Consider the following 20090-nt stretch of genomic DNA (forward strand, 5'->3'; position numbering starts at 1 on the left):
ATTAAAAGATGAAACGTTTATTATATATATTCATCCTTACCCTGGGAATACTGGTTTCCAATAGCGGATGCAAAAAATTTCTGGCCGAACAAAGCCAGGATGAGATTAAACCCTCTACCATTCAGGAATTGAATTCCATAATGGCGGCAGATGCCTACCCATATTCCCCTTTCTGTTTATCTCCATTGTTGAATATCGTTACAGACGATGTGGTTTGTAATGGTGGTCAAGCTCAGTTAAGCTACCAAAATGTGGTAAAAGCAGGGAAATCGCCTTTTAGTTGGTCCAAAAATATGTTCGAAGAGCTGCTGTTGCCCGGTGGGCTATCAAATACGACTCATCTTGATTCATGGAAAACACTTTATCAGCGCATTGCCTCCTGCAATGTGGGGCTGGCCTATGTAAATAAGGTAAGCGGATCCGAAGAAGATAAACAGAACCTAAAGGCACAGATGCTGGCTTTAAGGGCATATTATTATTTTAACCTGGTAAATATGTTCGGCAAGCCCTATAATGCACAAGGTGTAAATCCGGCCAACAGCCCCGGTGTGCCCTTAAAATTAAATATGGAAGTTACTGATGAGTTTTATACAAGAAATTCGGTAGCTGAAGTGTACCAGCAGATCGAGGCCGATTTATTGGAGGCCGCAAACTTGTTCAGAACCTACCCAAAAAGCAATGGCCCCTATAAAATGAACGAGATAGCCGTATACACGTTCTTATCCAGAATGTATCTGTACGAGGAAAAATGGGATCAGGCTATAGACTTTGCCAGCAAGGGGTTGGCGAAAAAATCGGCGCTTACACAATTGTATCCTTTTGGTACGGTTGCTGCTGACCCTGCAAACCCTTATGCAACAGCCGCTGCTACGTATAATAGTCCTTTAGTTACTTATGAACGTCGGATTTATGACACAAAGTATAGTACAGAAGTGATTTGGGCTTATGCACCTTCAACTATTAGTAGTAGTGGTGAAGATGGTTTTTTTAAATCTCAAATGAACCCAGCCTATAAATCTACCTCGAATAATCCGCCGTACGGGATTTCGCCAGATTTATTGAATTTGTACGATAGCAAAGGTTCAACAGCCAATTATACCTATATAGGTGATTTAAGACCAAGGTTATATTTTAGTGTTACTGTCATTGTTAATGGTATTATACCTGGTAGTAACCCTATAGCACCTAGTTATGCACCTAAGTATTATTTTGGTGGTATGGGATCTAGAACGGATGGTACAGTGGGTGGAGCGGGATTCCGCGTGGCAGAACTCTATATGAACCGTGCTGAGGCCAATATCCAGAAATTTATCAATACGGGCAACGATGCCCTTAGGGTAGCCGCCCTAAACGACATCAATACGCTTAGGGTTTCGAGGTACGATCCACGGCAGGCTTATGTACCTATTGACTTAACAGATAAAACGGCCTTATTAAATTTTTGTAGGGATGAGCGCAGGCGGGAATTCCCTTTTGACGGGCACCGCTGGTTCGATCTGCGTCGATATGGGATGCCTTCCATTTCCCATGTATATAATGAAACAGGTACGCCCGAAACCTTTACACTGGTCCAGGGCGATAACCGCTATACCTGGCCAATCCCTCAGGAAGTGCTTGACCGTAATGGCGCATTGACACAAAATCCATAAATTTTGAACAGAAAGAAGATGAAACCATCATGAGCAAACTGCGATGAACATTGCTCATGATAGTTTCATCACCGATAAAAAACAATTATAGACTGATGAAAAAATTTAATAGAAATTTTAGAAAGGGGATGTTATCATCCCTGGGGCTATTACTATTACTGATAAATGCCTGTAAAAAAAATGAGGCACCCTTAACACCGTCGGATACGCCCGAGTTTGGCTATACACTGCCACAGGGCAATCACGATTACGACCAACGGATATTAGGCTATTACAATCGCTGGGGAACTTATGTATTGTACAAGTTTACCCAACAGGATATTACCTTTCAGCTTAATGATTATGATAAGAACTATAAAACTGTTCCCGCAGATGGAGCTTACATTAATCCACAGCTGGATCTGCTCGAAAGTACATTTTTTAAATACTACAGCGATTCTACGCTCAGAAAATACCTGCCTACAAAATTCTTTTTGTGTAGCTCATTGCTATCGGGTACTACATCGGTTAATGCCTATCTGACAAATCTGGCCAATACCTATCAGGGTGGATTCCAGAGTTTTGCGGCAAATGGAGGGAGCAGTACGGTTTCGACCATTAATAAGACAATTTACAGGTCAGATCTAAATTTTAGTTTTTTAAGAAAGATGGATATGGATTTTAAGATACCCGAGTCTCCTCTTTTTCTTAGTTTAAGCGACTATACATCAAACGTTTTAGCGCCCACTCTAACTCAGCCAATAACTTCACCAACTCTGGCAGATTGGTATAAAAGAGGATTTTTAGGTGGCCCTCTTTATACCAAGCCCATCTCACCTGATTTTATTTTAAAAGTTCCTCTTGCTTCATCGGATTGGCAATCCTATATACAAGCTATTGTTTCCAATCCATATTCGTACTTAACAGACCCCACTACAACGGCTACAGATGCCACTGCCAAAGGAATATTAAGCCCAATAAAGGATACAAACGGATTAATTAAGAGAAAATATGATGCTATTGTAGCGCATTATAAAATGCTGTATAACATCGATTTACAAGCTATAGGCAACGGGCAATAAATGAAAGTTTAAACCTTTTTTGAACAATGAAAATATTTAAATCTGGGCTCGATTGAGACCTTAAGCATTTTGATTTGGGATTGCTTTTCCGTTTCAACATTCAGCTCCTGTGGGAGCGGGAAACAGAATGACTGCCCAGGGCAAAAATTTTGATAGGGAGGGATTATAATTAATCAAGCCAGGGTTTAATAATAAAAAATAATAATGCGTAAGATACTTTTTTCTCTAACTGCTGTACTGTTGGCATTTTATGCCCATGCGCAAACTGGTTTTGTTCTAAAGGGCAACATCAAAACAATTACACCAATAACCATTTCGGTAAAATCTTTATCAGGGCAAATCTTTTTCAAGACAAATATCGATAAGAACAAGGGAGTATTTGAGCTTGGCCCGGTTTCGGTTATTCCCGATTTGTACGTGATTTCTATAGGCAAAACCCAACAAAACACTTTCCTGACCAACAACACAGTCACTGTTAACGGATATTATGACGATATAAATAGCCAAAACAGCAGTCTGGAATTTGAGGGGCTGGATGAGCATTTTAAGCTAATGGAATTTGCTCCTAAAAGAGCATGGGATTTTAACCTGGATCAAAAAGCCTTTACAGCATTAAACTCTACAGAACTAACGGCGCTTGCCTATCTTTTCCATTCGGATAAATACGATTTTAACAACAATTTCCTGCAAAAGATCGCGGAAAATGAACGTCAAACGGAATCAGCAAAATGGCTGATTAAAACGGTGGATAGCCTAAAGCAATATATAACCGGGATTAAAGCGCCTGACTTTGAATTGCCTGATGAGAATAATAAAACGGTGGCACTGGAGAATTTCAGGGGCAAGATTGTGGTGCTCGATTTTTGGGCTTCCTGGTGTGGTCCATGCAGAAGAGAGATGGAACATTTCAAAACCTTTTATAAGGAATTTGAACCAAATGTCCAGTTCATCAGTATTTCAATGGATAACGATCAGGCAAAATATCAACAAGGCTTAAGAGAGATGAATATACCCTGGATAAAACTCTGGGATAAAACTGGATTTTCAGCTGATTCGGATGAAAAATCTGGATTTTTTAAATCAAACCTCAGGACCAAATATGGCTTTAAGCAAATCCCTTTCTGTGTGATTATAGGCAAGGACGGTACCATACTGAAAAGAGATGTGATCAATGGAGAAGACCTCAAAAAAGCCCTGGCTGAAATAACAAAAGGAAGCTAAATCTTGCCACCTTAAGGTATGAAGAATCTCTTGGCAAACCCTGAGCGTAGAACTCTTCATCGTGTTCAAATTTGAAACTTGATAACTGAAAAAAATGAAAAAAATAATTTATAAACTCTTTACACTGCTGGGCTTCTGTTTTCTTACAATGCCCGGTTATGCTCAAGAAGTTTCGATACTGCCCTACAAGGTAGTTGCCAACAAGATGATCATCGAGATCAAACTGAATGGAAAACTGGTTCCTATGATCTTTGATACTGGTGGTAAGAATGCCATTACCTCAGCCTTAAAAACGGAATTTGGAGTTGCTGTAACGAGCTCAAATGAGATTTTAGATGCCAACAGCAATAAAAAGCATGTAGATATTGTAAAATTAAACCAGGTGGAAACACCAGATGGCAAAGCAAACTATAAAGATGTTCCCTTTATTGTTGTAGACAATGAATTGTTTACCTGCCTGGGTGTCGGTGGGCTTATCGCGAGTGACCTTTGGCAGAACAATACCATCGAAATCGATGACCAGCGTAAGGAAATCAAAATCAGGCCGGGGGGGATGGCATCTTTAAAGGATAATAAACAGGCCATTCCATTTGTTGCAGATGCTAATGGGGCACCAATCTTCTCTCTAAAAGTTGGAAAATTCGATCAGGCCAGGGTACTTTTTGATAGTGGTGCACCAGAATTTTTATCAATCAATTCCAAGGATTATCCAAGGCTGGAACAACAGGGGGCACTTTACATGGTTAGACAAGGAAAAGGTGGCGGCTCGCTTGGTGTTGTAGGTAGGTCAGAAATAATAGGCAACCGGTTTTTGTTGCAAGTTCCGGAATTGATCGTAGGAGAAACCAGTTTTACAAAATTTAGAGTAAGCGTAGGTAATTCACCTGAATCCTTAATGGGATACAAGGCATTACATTATGGAAAAATAACCATCGACTATATAAATAAGCTGTTCTTGTTTGTGGCCAACATGCCAGGAAAGATAGAGATAGAAGCAGACCTGAACAAAAACTGGGACCTGGAGGTACGGGAACAGGACAACCAATTGATTGTTGGAACAGTTTGGGAACAACTGGAAGGAGAGGTGGAAGTGGGCGATGTGGTAACCCATGTTGATGGCAAGGAGATCAAATCGATCACTTTTTGTGAAAGTATAACGACCGGTATACCAGCTTTAAAAGAAAAAGGCCAGGTAGTATTGACTGTAAAAACGAAACAGGGCACAAAAAATATTAAGATTGATAAAAATTAAAATAAACGGATATCATCAGACATGAAATTAATATATCATAAGCTTTTAGTGCTTTTCAGTTGCTGTTTTTTTATCAATACGTTATATGCTCAGGATGTTACTGTATTGCCTTACAGCGTAATTGCGAATAAAATGATCGTAGAGGTACGCCTGAACGGGAAACCGGTTTCTATGATCTTTGATACAGGCGGTAGAAATTCCATTAGCAAGCGGTTAAAAGAAACCCTTGAGCTTTCTGTAGTCCAATCAACAGCACTTACAGATGCCAACAGCAATAAAATGGAAACGGATATTGTTAACCTGGATCAGGTGGAAATGTGTGACGGTAAGGTCAAATTCAAGAGTGTTCCCTTTTATGTTTTTGATTACGAATTGTTTGCCTGTTTGGGCGTGGAAGGCTTTGTTGGAAGCGACCTTTTCCAGAATAATACTGTCGAAATTGATGACCAGGCCAAAGAGATCAGAATCAGAGCGGGCGGGATGCCGGGTTTATCAAGTGACAGACGGGCCATTCCTTTTACGGATGATGCTGGCGGAATGCCCGTTATCTCCCTGAATATGGGAAAATACGATGAGGCAAAGGTACTCTTTGATACCGGTTCGGATGGCTTTTTAACGCTTAGGCGTGATGAATATGCACGCCTGGAACAACAAGAGGCACTCCATGTGATCCGTGAAGGTGAAGGTGGTGGTTCTATAGGTGCTTCGGGCAGAGGAGATATAGGTAAACGGATTTTGGTAGAAGTTCCGGAAATGATTGTGGGCAAGGCCAGTTTCAGTAATTTCAGGGCAAGTGTAGGTAGCCCACCCAAAACCCTTTTCGGCTACAAATCCCTGCAATATGGAAAGGTAACTATTGATTATGTAAACAAACTGTTCCGCTTCGAAGCCCTTAAAGCTGGACCAATAGAAGTGGATTCGAAAAAGAGCTGGGATCTGGAAATGCGCATAGATGGCAACCAGATGGTTATCGCAACGGTTTGGGATAAGATAAAGGGTGAGGCGGAAGTGGGTGATATAGTTACGCACATCAATGGAAAAGAGATCAAACCTATGACTGTTTGTGAGAGCATTACCTCTGGTCTATCGGTTTTAAAGGAAAATGACCAGGTGGTACTGACCGTAAAAACAAAACAGGGCACCAAGGACATCACCATCAATAAACATTAACATAAAAACGCAGATGACCCTTAAACATACACAATTAAATAATTGGGCCATCAAAAAATCAATATACAAAAACTAAAAAAAATGAAAAAACAAACCTTATTGCTTGTACTGTTGTCGCAGTTTATTGTTATAACGGGACAAGCCCAATTGGTACAAAAGAAGTCGAAAGAAAAAATAGCAGACTGGTACAACCTTTCCCAAGATAAGGATGGCGTTTATGGAGCAGAAGTGAACAAAGCCTATGAATTTTTGAAGGGAAAACCTGTAAAAAAGAAACCCGTTGTAGCTATTATTGGTTTTGGAATGGATGCAGAACATGAGGATCTAAAAAATGTACAGTGGACCAACCTTAATGAAAAGGCGGACGATGGCATTGACAACGATAAAGATGGCTGGATAGATGATATTCATGGCTGGAATTTTTTGGGCAATGCTAAGGGCGAAATGATTGAAAAGACTAATAAAGAAGGTGACCGGGAATATTTTCGCTTAAGAGGGCTTTATGAAGGGATATTCTTCAATGGTACTGATTATATGAAGTTTGATGACGTACAGCAGAAACCAGTTAAGGTTCCTGCCCCGGTAAATTTGGCAGAGTATAAATATTTTCGTTATGCACTTCAAAAAGAATCTCAAATTGCTGCTGCTGCGATCTCCTATCAAGCTTCAAAATTTAATAGGTATTACCTGACCAATGACCTGGACGCTGCGGTAAAGAAAATGTATCCGGACCTTTCTAAAGTGGGACAAAAAGAATTTATCAAAGCAACCAATTATCTTGATAGGCAAGGGGCTAAGGTAGATTCTTTACAACTTATGGCGAGATATTTTTTCCTTATTGGCATGGGGGTTAATAATGGTTATGCCAATAGATCTAAAGGTGATTCTGTAAAGTATGAGTCTTACCGGGATTTGGTATTGAAGACTAATAAGTCTAAAAATGATTATGACCAAGCATTGGCCAAGACAGTTGATGCCAGGAAAATTACAGGCGATGACTTTAGCAACATCAACCAAAAAAACTATGGCAATAACAACTTGTACAGTAATGGTTCATTTTATGGCACCATGTTCTCAGGGGTCATAGCAGCAGATCGGGACAACAACATTGGGATCAAGGGCATTATGCCACAGGCTCAACTGATGTCTTTACGTGCCTATCCAAAAGAGGGAGAACCTTATTACAAGGATATTGCCCTGGCCATCCGTTATGCGGTAGACCATAAGGCAGATGTAATCCTGTTGGGCTCATCAAATAGCATCTATCCTGCATACGAGGCCAAATGGGTAAACGATGCCTTGTTGTATGCGGAACAAAAAGGAGTTTTGATAGTATCCTCTGTATGGGACCTTTCCCGCGATCTTTCCAAGCAAAGCTTTTACCCCAACCAATTCATCAATGGCAAGGAGCTGAACAATTTTATCCAGGTGGCCGCTTCCGATAGCTTGGGCGTACCATTAAAAACGACCAATTTCGGAGCTAAAGAACTGAATCTGTATGCTCCTGGAGTGGGTATCAGTACCACTTATATGGGTACCACTTATCGTCAGGCAGGAGGTTCGGGCTTATCCGCGGCTTGTGTAGCGGGTACGGCAGCTTTGATCAAAGCCTATTATCCTCAGCTTACTGGTGCCCAGATAAGGAAACTTATATTGGGTAATGTTACCGACCGTAAAGATGTTGAAGTAGAAAAGCAGGTTGGTACAAAAACAGATATGTACCTGTTTAGCCAATTGTGTAGTTCAGGAGGTATATTGAATGCCTATAAAGCTGTTGTTGCGGCCGATAAACAAAGTAAAACTAAATAAGTCTATTCTATTTTTTAACAGATATGATGATGAGAAGAATGAAAATTATACAGCAATTAAGTTTTTGCATGCTAGCCGTTTTCGCATGTTTTAACGCTGTGGCACAAAACAATACAACAAACGAGGTATTGCCTTATAAAGATGTAGATGGATACATGATTATTAGGGCAAATGTTGGTGGAACAGAGGGCGATTTTTTGCTGGATTCGAGGGGAAAGGTTGCAGTAACAGAACAAGCCGCTGCGGTACGTGGTATGAAATCGGATGGAAAGGGGAATAACTACCCGAGAAAAGGATTTGAAGTAGTTGGCAATGCAACAGCTATTGGTTTTTTTGTGGGCAAGACGGTTTATGCAAAAGAGATAAGTACCCGCATCATTAAATCGAATGCATTGCTTGAGAAACTAAAGGTAGATGGTGTACTTGGCTTTGCTGCATTTGCCAATGCGGTTGTAACCATTAACACTAAAGCCAAAACCATTTCCCTGTCAACGCCTTATAAACCTGCTTATATGAAACTGATAAACCGCGATGATGTTGAATTATCGCAAAAAGAGGGTTTAATTATTCAAACAATCATTAATGGCCAACCGATAAAAGCGATTGCCGATTTCTATGAAGACCAGCCACTGATACTCTCATCAACCGATGCAAAACTAGTTAACGGTACTACTCCAACAGTAAAATTGGCAGGCATATCCGTTAGTAATTTAAAGGTTGCCAAAGATAATACTGCATATACAGTTGTAGGAAAATCAATCCTAAACCAGGGAGTAATTTCTTTCGATATTGGACGTGGCAAATATTATTTCCAGGCATTTAATCAGGGTGAAGAAAGTTCAGCACCTGCTGCCACGAAAGAAACTCTGGCAATGGTTCCGGGAAAGGTAAATTCAATAGATCGGGAGTATTTTCTAAAAAATGTTTACGATTACAAAAGTAGTAAAGAATGGAAAACCATCGGGGATAAACCTGTGGTAATTGATTTCTGGGCAACCTGGTGTGGCCCCTGTATGAGAATGATGCCTGTAATGGAAGAACTTGCAGCTAAGTATAAAGACCAGGTTATTTTTTATAAAGTTAATGTTGATAAAGAAGGCGAATTGAGACAGGTTTTTGAGGCCAATGCTATACCCCTTGTAATCTTCGGATCTTTAAAGGATGGGGCAAGCAGGGAAATAGGAGCCGATACCAAGGAAAAGGTAGAGGCGAGGATACAACTACTGCTGAAATAAGCCTAGAATATATTCATTAGGAAGGGATCAAACGGATGGTTTCCCTTTCTATTTATGCGCTAAAAAAACATTCGTCTTTGCGAGGCACGAAGCAATCTTAAAGCGGTAGCAAGGATGGAACCTGAATTTTAATATTAGAAAACTCATCATTCAAAATGAAATTAAAGAAAGTATTTAAATTTTCTATCACCCTTGTGCTTTATGGCCTGTGGACTTTATCCTCTGCAAATGGACAAGCGATAACATTGATGCCCAATGGCGAGGATTTTGAACCACTACCCCAGCATGCCACTATTGCAAAGGTCATTGCAGATATGGTTGCCAACTACCACTATAAAAAGACCAGGATAGATGATTCCTTGTCAACACGGATATTCGATATGTACCTGGATAGACTGGACAAATCACATACTTTATTCCTGACATCAGATATAAAGGGCTTTGAGACATACCGTTTTCAAATGGATGATGCACTGTTGTCGGGCAATCTTTCTCCTGCCTTTGAAATATATACGGTTTATGCCAAAAGATTAAATGAACAGGTCGATTATACTTTGAGTGCACTTAAAACAACCCAAAATTTATTCTCTACCGATGTTCTTGATTTTACGCGGGAGCAAATGCCCTGGTTTGGTTCTGCCAGTGAGGAGGAAGCATACTGGAATAAAAGGCTTCGCTATGAGCTGATGCTGCTTTGTGCAAATAAAAAAAATGAAAAGGAAGCAAGAGGTATATTGACCAAACGGTATGAGAAATTTAAAGTAAAACTGGAAAACCAGAAAAGTGAGAATGCTTTTGAACAGTTTATGAATGCCTTTGTAGGAACTATAGATCCACATACTGCTTATTTATCACCAAGAGGAGCTGATGATTTTAATATCATGATGAACAAATCACTGGTTGGGATCGGTATAGAGCTGAATGTTCAGGATGAATACCCAACCATTATGAACGTGATTAAGGGTGGCCCATCTGAAAAGAGTGGTCAGATTGCAGTAAACGACCGTATCCAGGCTGTTGCTGAGGGCGAAAAAGGTCAATTTGAAGAGATCATTGGCTGGGATTTGCAAGAGTCGATACAGAAAATTCGCGGTGCTGCAGGTTCGGTGGTACGGCTACGGATCTTACCCGCAGGTGCAACATTAACGGCCAGGGCCAAAGAGGTTACCCTGATTCGGGATAAGATTGTACTGGAAGACCAAAAAGTAAAGTACGAGGTTAAGACCATAAGGCAAGGGAATAGAGAACGAAAAATAGGGCTTATTACGATTCCGAACTTTTATTTCGATGCAGTGGCATATAATAATGACGATAAAAACTATACCTCCACATCAAATGATGTTAGAAAAGCACTTGAAGGCTTTAAAAGCCAGGGTGGAGTAGAAGGTGTCATGATCGATCTCCGAAATAATGGGGGAGGTTCCTTAAAGGAAGCTATTGATCTTAGCGGTTTATTTATCAAAAATGGTCCGGTGGTGCAATTACGCGATGCACAGGGGAAGATAACGGTCAATTCTGATCCAGATAGCCTATTGGTATACAGCGGGCCGTTAACCGTGCTCATTAATCGTCTGAGTGCCTCAGCTTCTGAGATTTTTTCTGCAGCGATGCAAGATTATGGAAGGGCGGTAATCATCGGAGAACAAAGTTTCGGTAAGAGTACTGCACAGAATATTTATCCACTGAACCGGGTGCTTCAACAACCAGACAAGAATTATGGTCAGTTTAACATGACCTATGCAAAATTCTACCGCATCAATGGGGGCAGCACCCAAAATCGAGGGGTAACACCTGATGTGAGTTTTCCATCTAGATACAGCTCGTTAAGTATAGGTGAAAGCACAATGAAAAATGCATTAGCCTACGATGAGATTGCTGCCGCTGCTTTCGCACCTGTATCACAAATGAATGGGATCAATAAAACATTGGAGAAAGACCATGAAGAACGCATGTTGACTAATCCAGAGTTCAAGTTTTTAAAAGAAGATATTGAAAAACTTAAGGAAATAAATGCAAGGAAATCACTGGTACTGGACCTGAAGAAATTTGAGGCAATACAGGCAGAACAGGAGAATGAAGACCTGAAGCGGACAAATGAGCGTAGAAAGCTATTGGGTTTAACACCAATTACAGCCACAGAGGCACAGGAAAAGCCTAAAGTAGACTATGTCAAAGATGAGAGCTTGCAGGTTACGGCAGAGTTGATCAGTAAGATAGAAAAATAAAAGATATTACTGAGCAGCAACACAAACCATTCCAACGCAGTAAAATGATTGTTAAAGGGCTTGCCAAAAGGCAGGCCCTTTTTGTGTCAGTCTTTAAAATACCGTTTTTAAGGAATTTAGTTAATATGCTGTCTAGTGGTTAATCTATTTCCAGTTAAAAGTATAGTGGCCAGAAGCCAATTCCAGTTTGGCACTTGTAATTACTTTTTCATCCAAATAAACTTTTAAGCCATTTTCTACAGGTAAAATTACCGTGGCAGTAGAATTTGCCGGTACATTAACGTCATAACTTATGGTTAATGCGTTTCTTTTCCATGACGATGTAATTTCACCATAGGGGCCGGTATGTTTAGCTTCGTAAAAAGATAAGTCTTTAATAAAGTGAGGCTCAAAAATCACATTTTTAAAGCCTGGTTTATTTTGATCGGGTTTAATTCCGGCAATGCCTTTATATAACCATGCTCCAATTTCGCCAAACATAATGTGATTCATAGAAATATCTGATTTAGCATCGATAGGCCAGTTTTCGTATAAAGTAGTAGCCCCATTTTCCATCCACCAGCCCCAGCTTGGGTACGTTTTCTGAGCGGCTACTTTATAAGCCAAAGCTACATATCCGTTTTCACTTAAAGCATTTAAAATAGCCTTTGTACCTAACAAACCCACATCCAAATGAAAACCATCGGCTTCAACACGTTTAGCCAAACTTGCAGCTACCTTAGCTTTGGATTCTTCGGGTACAATACCCCAAAATAATGGAACACTTAATTCTGTTTGCACACCTTTGTTATAAATACCCGTTTCTTTGTTAAGGTATTTAGCATTAAAAGCATCTTTAATTTTTTTTGCCAGCGCTGTGTATTTTTCAAAATCCTGTTGCTTACCCAAAACTTTAGCGGCCTTTGCTAAAATCACGGCATCGGCATAATAATAACAGGTAGAGGTCAGTTCAACCGGTGTGGTTGATTTAACAGGCACCCAATCGCCCAGTCCCCAGGTTGTTAACCCGGAAGGGTAGGTTTCATCAATATGATTGACATATTTTTTAATGTTTTCATAGCAATCGGCTAATAATTTTTTATCTCCGTAAAAAAGGTAAATATTCCATGGAATGATGGCAATGGTACTAGTCCAGTCGGGCCCGTTTCCCCATTCATATCCCCAACCATCCGTAGGAATTATAGATGGCAATACGCCATTGGGTTGTTGCTCATCCCGATGATCTGCCAGCCACTTTTCGTATACCGTAATTCCATCAAAACCGTATAAACCTGTTTCTATTGCAATTTGTGCATCTCCGGTCCAGCCGTTTTTTTCGCGTTGAGGGCAATCTGTTGGGTAACCGAAAAGATTAGACAAATAAGAATTGTTGGTTGCATAGTAAATTTTATTTAAAATGGGTTCAGATGAATTCATGCTTCCCGCTACCGGAACATCGCTGTGCATAAAATAACCAACCAGACTTGCTTTAGTTAGTTCGACAGGTGCAGAGCTGATTACTTCAACATATTGAAAACCCTTATAATTAAAGTGTGGCATAAAAGTTTCTTCACCTTTGCCACTCAGCGTTAATATATCGGTTTGAAATGGATCAAAGTTATCCGTAGGGCGGTAGTGCACATCAATATTCGACAGGTCGGCATGCCCGTTTGGATAAAGCCGTTCAGCATGTTTAAGTTTTAAAACAGTTCCGGCAGGTCCTTTTACAGTGATTTTACTTACACCAGAAATGTTTCGGCCTAAATCAAACAGATAAGTAGTATCGTTAAATTTCTTCAGGCTTTTGCTTGCTATTTCTTCAACATTTCGAATCGGATGCAGGGCCTGCGCTACAATGTTTTTGGACGGGGCAGAACGGTACATCACTTCCTTCCATTTAGAATCATCAAAATCAGCGGTATTCCAACCATCCTTTTCAAGCCTGGCATCATAATGCTCGGCAGTATAAATGCTGTTAAACACAATCGGGCTTAAAGCCGTTTTCCAGTCTTTACCAGATTTTATCGTCTCAACCGTTCCATCTTCGTAAGTAATTCTTAAATCCAGACAAAAAGCAGGCCTGTTGCGCCATGGCGCACGGTCAAAATACCATACCGCAGTAGATTGATGATTATACCAGCCATTGCCCAATAAAACACCAATGGCATTCTTTCCGGAAGCGATTGCTTTGGTTACATCATAAGTAACGTATAAAGTCCTTCTGTCAAAACGGGTATACATGGGATCCATGCGGTGGTTACCAATTTTTGCCCCGTTAACCGATAACTCATATAAACCAGCTGCAGCAATATAAGCCCTCGCTGATTTTATTTTTTTGGAAACTGCAAAGGCATAACGAAAATAGGGGGCAGGTTTTAGTTTTATATTCTCTGTATCAGAAATCCACGAGCCCTGCCAGTTTTCAGCATTCATCATACCTGTTTCAAAACTGGAAATGGCTATTTTATCATTTTTGTTTTTATTGAAATCTGCAATATCCAGTCTCCAGAAATATTTAGTAAAAGGTTTTAGTAATTGGCCCGAATAAACAGCAAGATTGGCATCTGACTTCGTCCAGCCTGTATTCCATAATTTACCCTCGCCTTTTAATAAAGCGAGCGAATCTGTACTAACAATAATGCGGTAGGCTGATTGTTTTGCACCACGTTCAGGATTAGCCATTTTCCAGGTGAAACGTGGATTTGGACTGTCCAGGCCAATGGGGTTTTCAAGATATTCAGTTTTTAAACCAGTTAAAACAGGCGCAGACTGTGCCAAGGATGTTAAAACCGGGAGACAGCAAAATAACAGAATAGAAGCTTTTAAAACTTTAGATAGCATAGTTTGGTAGGGGTTACGCAAACTAAGGTATTAAAATTGTGGGCTTTTACAGAAGTGCAATTAATTTTTTACGAATAAAAAAAACACTTCCCGGAATCTGGTGAAGTGTTTGATATATTATTTAAGTCAGATTTAGCAAATAAAGCCAATCCGGACCATTTAGATTTGACTATCCTAAAATTTCTTTCAGCTTTTGCGTTTGATGATCGGCTAACTTTTGTAAAGGACCGGATGCAAGCATCTTCATCATCATATTTAAATCAGCAGAAATAATATGTTTAGCAGTTGTAGTGCCATTTCCATTATCCTTAACTGTCCATTTAAGCTCTACATCGAAAGGTGCTTTTTCTGTAGGAATTGCTGTTAATTCCTGGTTCTCGACCCTGTTGGAAATTTTTATAGCAAGTTTTGCCATATTCTGTATGGTAAAACGGGCTTCATCTTCTGTAGATGACCAGTTATAAATATTTTCAGGCATCAGTTGCTCATGATTGTTCATGTTTGCAAGGAAAGCATAAACTTGATCAACAGGTAGATTAACCTCTGTTGCGCTCTCAATAATTGTCATTATCTATTTTATATTTTAGTTCGAATTTATATTTCAGAATTAAGGGCTTCATTTTTTCCCCATTCTGAAGGATTTAAGCGCCATTTGCCTAACAATTCCATTTCGCTTTTAGCAATAATGCTGTGTTCAGCGGCATAATCAATTAGTGCACTATAATTTGAAAGGGTTTGATACCGACATTTTGCAGCAGCAAAATTTTCATCTGCCTGTGCTAAGCCATAAGTAAAAATTGCAGCTAAACCAGCCACTGAAAGACCAGCGTTTCTTAAAGCCTCAACAGCCTGTAAGCTGCTTTTTCCTGTCGAAATTAAATCTTCAATAACCACTACGCGTTGTCCTTCAACAACTTCACCTTCAATAAGGCTGCCGGTGCCATGTTCTTTGGCTTTTGATCTTACATAGATAAAAGGTAAGCCCAATTCTTGTGCTACTAACACACCTTGAGGAATACCTGCTGTAGCTACTCCTGCAATTACATCAACTGCTCCAAATTCTTCCTGAATAAGTTGTGCAAGTTTTTGACGGATGAATGTTCTAACCTGTGGATGGGATAAGGTAATGCGGTTATCGCAATAAATCGGCGATTTCCAACCAGACGCCCAGGTAAAAGGATTATTAGGTTGTAATTTAATTGCCTTTATTTGTAATAAAAATTCCGCTACCTTTAATTCAATATCACTTTTATTATACATGGCTCAAAATTACAGAATATTTATTAACGATAACACTTTGTTTATCTCAGATGTTTTACCACAAGTAACAGAAAAAATTCAACAACTTGACATACAGGATTTTGATTTAGAAATTTTTTATAAAAAACTGAAAAATGGCAGCAAAAGAAACTACATTTTCTTATCTAAAAACCCACGCGAAACTTTTAAAAAACTTAAAAAGGCCTGTATTGTCATAAAAGCGGCTGGTGGTTTGGTTGAAAGTGCAAACGGTAATTATCTGTTTATTTTCAGAAATAAAAAGTGGGATTTGCCAAAAGGAAAGCTTGAAGATGGTGAAAATATGAAAGAAACCGCCGTTCGCGAGGTGGAAGAAGAATGCGGAATAAAAGTTTTAAAACGTGAAGAAAAGTTATGCAAAACTTATCATGTATATCCGTTTAATGGAAAAATGGCTTTGAAGAAAACCAACTGGTATAAAATGACAGTGAAAGGCGAACCTAAATTAATTCCACAGAAAGAAGAAGGAATTGATAAAGCCGTTTGGTTGCATGGTAAAGAAATTGTACCTGTTTTAAAAAATACGTATCCTTCTATTATTGATGTTTTAAGAGCCGGAAAATTAATTAATTAAGGTTGTATTCATATATGAAGAGGATGCAAATATTCCTCTTCAATCTGTGATGTTGAACCTATTTAAAAATATTATAAATTCTTGCAGGCTTAGAATGATATACTTTCTTTATTTTATACTTTACTCATCATCAAGCTTATCAATAATTTTTTTGAGCTCTTTAACATACTTTCCATAATAAAATTTTGCCCATAATTCTGTAATCAATCCAACGATGAGGATGGTAATAAAGCAATTTAAAATAATATAAATCATCGATACCTTATCTAAAATATGCTGAAAAATGGTACCCCTAACCATTAAAAGATATACAGCTGCAAACGAAAGAACAATAAAAGCCAGAATATAAGTCAGTGCTTTATAAAGCTCAATGTTTAACTTCATTTCATAATAAAACCACAACAAATTTTTACGGGTATCTAGGCTTAAATCGTAAGAATGTTTGTAGAATACATAAAATTTAAAGAAATAATATGCGCAAAAGCCACAGGTTACAGCATAAAAAGCCATAAATACTGGTTTTATTTCTGGTGGAAATCCAAATATTCTTGGTGTAAGTGCAATAAAAAGCAAAGATGCCAGCTGAACGAAAAATTCGCACTTCATTTGCTTTCTTATTTTATCTATAGGTGTATGCGCTTCTTTTATATGCAACATACTTTGTAATATTTCAGTTTCTTCAGTTTCTGGTTTATTCCAGTCATTTTTTAATTGATCAAAATTCATAACCATTCTTTTTTATGATGAATTGTAATTTTTCTTTAGTCCGGCTTAATTTAACCCTTGCATTTACTTCTGTAATACCAAGATTTTGGGCAATTTCTTTATGCGATTGATTTTCCAGAAAAAGAAAGATCAACGCCTTTTCAATTGAGTTTAATTCTTGTACGGCTTTGTACAGATAAGCGAGTTTTTCCTCTTTATCGTAGCTGTAATTAACATCGGCAAGATCTATATTTTCGTTAAGCGGTGTTTTATCTACCTTTCTGGTTTCCTTTTTTAAAAACAGGAGTGCTGTATTCAATGCAACCCGGTACATCCAGGTGGTAAATTTACTGTTGCCCTTAAAACCAGGATAAGCTTTCCATAGCTGCATTACAATTTCCTGGAATAAATCCCTTCGGTCTTCGGCATCATCCATATACATTTTCGAAACCTTGTAGATGATGGCTTTATTGTTATTAATCAGTTCCAGAAATATTTTTTCTGTATACTCCTGCATATCCCAAACTTAATTTTAGGCACTAAAAAGATAAACAATGCTGCTTTTATATATTGACTTGGTTTTAAAATTTTTGGAGGCTTCATATTTTAAATGTCTTAATTTAATCAATTAGTAGTTGAATAATTAAAACGTTACACTCCTGCTAAAATAATTTTCAGATATAGTGATCTCAGTCAAATTAATCAGGGAAAATAATAGATAGACAAGCAAGTACAATTAATGACAAAAAAGTTAAGCTTAACACTAATGCACCTGAATATAAATAGAGAGGTGTTTTGGATAATTTTTCATAACGTTTAGCATTTTCGCTAATCACATTATTATGCCCATACATACAGTTTTCGCAACTCACTCCAGTATATTTATGAGCAGGCAAAAATGGTATTCCCTGAATTTGATAATATTTTTGAACTATTCTGTAAGTTAAAGCCTTTTCGCCGCAATTGTCGCATACAGCCGATTCGTCTTCATAGTAATTCAGTAGTCTTTCAGAATGGCCAAAATGAAGAAACATAATTAATTTTTAATCTACAAAAATCCTAAAGCCTCTTTAGGTACAAAAGGACTCACATCGCCGTGATTTCTTAAAATATCACGAACAATAGTAGAGCTGATGGCAGAATATTCAGGCTTGCTCAAAAGTAAAATGGTTTCTACTTCCGGCATCATGGTTTGGTTAATTTGAGCGATGGCTCTTTCATATTCAAAATCGGATGCCGAGCGAATGCCGCGTACCATATATTTGGCGTTAATTTTACGGCAGAAATCGACTGTTAAACCTTCATAAGTTTGAACTTCAATATTTTTGTAGCCCTTAAAAACCGTATTTAAAATTTGTTCACGCTGCTCTGCACTTAAAAAATTTTGTTTAGAACTGTTTAACCCAATGCCCACCACAATCTTATCAAAAAGCGGGGTTGCACGTTGTAAAATATTAACATGAGCAATAGTAATAGGGTCAAAAGAACCAGGAAATAGCGCTATCTTCATAAGTCAAATATATAGGTTTATGCTTAAAAGGTAAAAACTGAAGGTTTTGTTATACTATGTATTCAAAAAAGCTAAAAGAAGAATTTCCATATTTACGGGTTTCTTTATATCCAGGCTGATTATCCAGCTTCATATTGCTTTGATGTTCTACAATTAATAAACCATCGGGTTTTAAAAGTTGCTGCTCTTTTACCAGTATTGGAATCTGCGGAATGTTAGGTAGGTTATATGGTGGATCGGCAAAAATTAAATCATAACCGCCAGTAAGTTGCTTTAATAATTTAAAAACATCTCCCTTTCTAACTTCAACCTGGTCAAATTCATATTGTTTAGCAGTGTTTTTAACCCAATTTACACAACCAAAATTCATATCAACGGCTAAAATACTTTCCGCATTACGGGAAGCAAATTCGAACGTGAGGTTACCCGTACCACAAAATAAATCTAAAACGCTGCAATTTTCAAAGTCGAATTTATTATTCAAAATATTGAATAAGGCTTCTTTAGCCATATCAGTGGTTGGCCTAACTGGTAAATTTGCAGGTGGCTGCAAACGAATACCTTTTAATCTACCCCCAATTATTCGCATAAATCTAAAGCAAGCAAGCCACTAAAATAATGTTTGGGCATATCGGCCAGTAGTTCACTGTGTTGGCTGCCGGTTGGAAGAAAGAAATAAAGTTGATTAAAGTATTTCAGTAAACAATTATAAAGATCATCATCTTCATTTATAATGCCTGCCAGATAAACCGGTACGGCATCATTAAGGTTTAACTGTTCAATAATCAGCAATAAAAAGTAGTTAAACTCTTCAGTAGTTTCCGATTGATAGTGGTTTTGAAAGTTTATTTTTTTGTCCTTAACGTATAAAACATTAAAAGAAGAAGCTGTAAAATCAATAAGTAAAGCTTCGGCTGTTAAATGACCGGATAGGGCAAGTAAAGGTTCCGATTGAGCATAAAGTTCCGCTTGCTTGGGCAGGTAATTTTCAAATTTTTCATCCAGGGAGAAAAATGTATTAAAGCCCAAATCTTTATTGTGGCGTGTATAAACTTTACCATCCAAACCCAGGTATTTAGAATATACAGCTAAATTATCTGCCTCAAACCATTCATCAGGTACAAAAATAAAATTGGTGGTATGTACCGCAACTTTTATTGCAGCATAATGAAGAGAAAGATAACGGTCGTTTTTAAAAGCATCTTTTAAGTCTTGCTCAACATCTGTACAAGCCTGTTTATCAAAAACTAAATTAATCTGTTCATCGTTTTTATTTACTACCGCATAAGAAAAACTATCATTCGTTATCTTTAATAATAAATGGCAATTAACTGATGCATCAGCTTTAAAATTCGGATCGACTAATAAAAGACTGTTGTTACTCATTAAAACAAAAGTAAAATTTTTTGAGGATTAACCGCAAAGAGATTTACGATTTTAGCTTGTTCAATAGTTTATTGGTTCATCAATTGATTGATAAGCCAGCCATTTACAAGTTAATATCGTTATTTGGTCATTTTCATGCTAAGTGCATCGAACTTCACATATTCTACTTCTTTT

18 protein-coding genes are annotated in these 20090 nt (G+C 38.2%); 9 read left to right on the plus strand and 9 right to left on the minus strand.

Annotated features, from left to right (window positions below; translation table 11 throughout):
• The first annotated feature begins 8 nt into the window (after nt 1-8).
• From O0955_RS13590 to O0955_RS13625, 8 genes are all read left to right on the plus strand, one after another.
• Nucleotides 9-1649, plus strand: coding sequence for a RagB/SusD family nutrient uptake outer membrane protein (locus O0955_RS13590; RefSeq protein ID WP_269428094.1), 1641 nt, complete (start codon nt 9-11; stop codon nt 1647-1649).
• 95 nt (nt 1650-1744) lie between these two features.
• Nucleotides 1745-2710 carry a hypothetical protein gene (locus O0955_RS13595; RefSeq protein WP_269428095.1) on the plus strand — a complete coding sequence of 322 codons (966 nt, stop codon included), beginning with the start codon at nt 1745-1747 and terminating at the stop codon, nt 2708-2710.
• Between the two features lie 204 nt (nt 2711-2914).
• On the plus strand, nt 2915-3931 hold the full coding sequence (locus O0955_RS13600) for a TlpA family protein disulfide reductase (RefSeq protein WP_269428096.1): 1017 nt from the start codon (nt 2915-2917) through the stop codon (nt 3929-3931).
• Nucleotides 3932-4136: 205 nt separating this feature from the next.
• Entirely contained in the window at nt 4137-5183 is a 1047-nt protein-coding gene (locus O0955_RS13605; protein ID WP_269428097.1) for an aspartyl protease family protein, read from the plus strand.
• Nucleotides 5184-5204: 21 nt separating this feature from the next.
• The gene (locus O0955_RS13610) at nt 5205-6353 is read left to right on the plus strand and encodes a retropepsin-like aspartic protease (protein WP_269428098.1); all 1149 of its coding nucleotides are present in this window, start codon (nt 5205-5207) and stop codon (nt 6351-6353) included.
• 81 nt (nt 6354-6434) lie between these two features.
• Nucleotides 6435-8162, plus strand: a complete 1728-nt coding sequence (locus O0955_RS13615; protein ID WP_269428099.1) for a S8 family serine peptidase — start codon at nt 6435-6437, stop codon at nt 8160-8162.
• 23 nt (nt 8163-8185) lie between these two features.
• The gene (locus O0955_RS13620; protein ID WP_269428100.1) at nt 8186-9397 is read left to right on the plus strand and encodes a thioredoxin domain-containing protein; all 1212 of its coding nucleotides are present in this window, start codon (nt 8186-8188) and stop codon (nt 9395-9397) included.
• Between the two features lie 194 nt (nt 9398-9591).
• Nucleotides 9592-11622, plus strand: coding sequence for a carboxy terminal-processing peptidase (locus O0955_RS13625; RefSeq protein ID WP_269428101.1), 2031 nt, complete (start codon nt 9592-9594; stop codon nt 11620-11622).
• Between the two features lie 144 nt (nt 11623-11766).
• On the opposite strand, the gene O0955_RS13630 is transcribed toward O0955_RS13625, so the two are convergent.
• The 3 genes from O0955_RS13630 to pyrE all read right to left on the minus strand — a co-directional run bounded on the left by O0955_RS13630 (nt 11767) and on the right by pyrE (nt 15702).
• Entirely contained in the window at nt 11767-14442 is a 2676-nt protein-coding gene (locus O0955_RS13630; protein ID WP_269428102.1) for an alpha-L-rhamnosidase, read from the minus strand.
• A gap of 169 nt (nt 14443-14611) precedes the next feature.
• Entirely contained in the window at nt 14612-15010 is a 399-nt protein-coding gene (locus O0955_RS13635) for an SRPBCC family protein (RefSeq protein ID WP_269428103.1), read from the minus strand.
• A 26-nt stretch (nt 15011-15036) separates the two neighbouring features.
• Nucleotides 15037-15702 (minus strand): orotate phosphoribosyltransferase, encoded by a 666-nt coding sequence (gene pyrE / locus O0955_RS13640; RefSeq protein WP_269428104.1) that lies wholly within the window; start codon nt 15700-15702, stop codon nt 15037-15039.
• Here pyrE and O0955_RS13645 point away from each other — a divergent pair.
• Nucleotides 15701-16315 carry an NUDIX hydrolase gene (locus tag O0955_RS13645; protein WP_269428105.1) on the plus strand — a complete coding sequence of 205 codons (615 nt, stop codon included), beginning with the start codon at nt 15701-15703 and terminating at the stop codon, nt 16313-16315. The two genes, pyrE and O0955_RS13645, sit on opposite strands and share 2 nt — an antisense overlap.
• 120 nt (nt 16316-16435) lie before the next feature.
• Here O0955_RS13645 and O0955_RS13650 read toward each other — a convergent pair whose 3' ends face one another.
• The 6 genes from O0955_RS13650 to O0955_RS13675 all read right to left on the minus strand — a co-directional run bounded on the left by O0955_RS13650 (nt 16436) and on the right by O0955_RS13675 (nt 19916).
• The gene (locus tag O0955_RS13650; RefSeq protein WP_269428106.1) at nt 16436-17041 is read right to left on the minus strand and encodes a hypothetical protein; all 606 of its coding nucleotides are present in this window, start codon (nt 17039-17041) and stop codon (nt 16436-16438) included.
• Nucleotides 17031-17537 carry an RNA polymerase sigma factor gene (locus O0955_RS13655; protein WP_269428107.1) on the minus strand — a complete coding sequence of 169 codons (507 nt, stop codon included), beginning with the start codon at nt 17535-17537 and terminating at the stop codon, nt 17031-17033. The genes O0955_RS13650 and O0955_RS13655 overlap by 11 nt, the downstream gene beginning before the upstream one ends.
• Nucleotides 17538-17718: 181 nt before the next feature.
• Nucleotides 17719-18054 (minus strand): hypothetical protein, encoded by a 336-nt coding sequence (locus O0955_RS13660; RefSeq protein ID WP_269428108.1) that lies wholly within the window; start codon nt 18052-18054, stop codon nt 17719-17721.
• A 14-nt stretch (nt 18055-18068) separates the two neighbouring features.
• Nucleotides 18069-18530, minus strand: a complete 462-nt coding sequence (coaD, locus tag O0955_RS13665) for a pantetheine-phosphate adenylyltransferase (protein WP_269428109.1) — start codon at nt 18528-18530, stop codon at nt 18069-18071.
• 49 nt (nt 18531-18579) lie between these two features.
• Entirely contained in the window at nt 18580-19119 is a 540-nt protein-coding gene (gene rsmD, locus O0955_RS13670; protein WP_269428110.1) for a 16S rRNA (guanine(966)-N(2))-methyltransferase RsmD, read from the minus strand.
• Complete coding sequence (locus O0955_RS13675) at nt 19110-19916, minus strand: DUF3822 family protein (RefSeq protein ID WP_269428111.1); 807 nt, start codon at nt 19914-19916, stop codon at nt 19110-19112. Before O0955_RS13675 ends, rsmD begins: the two co-directional genes overlap by 10 nt.
• Between the last annotated feature and the right edge of the window lie 174 nt (nt 19917-20090).

The sequence above is a fragment of the Pedobacter punctiformis genome, assembly GCF_027213715.1.
In the GTDB taxonomy this organism is placed as follows: Bacteria; Bacteroidota; Bacteroidia; order Sphingobacteriales; family Sphingobacteriaceae; genus Pedobacter; species Pedobacter punctiformis.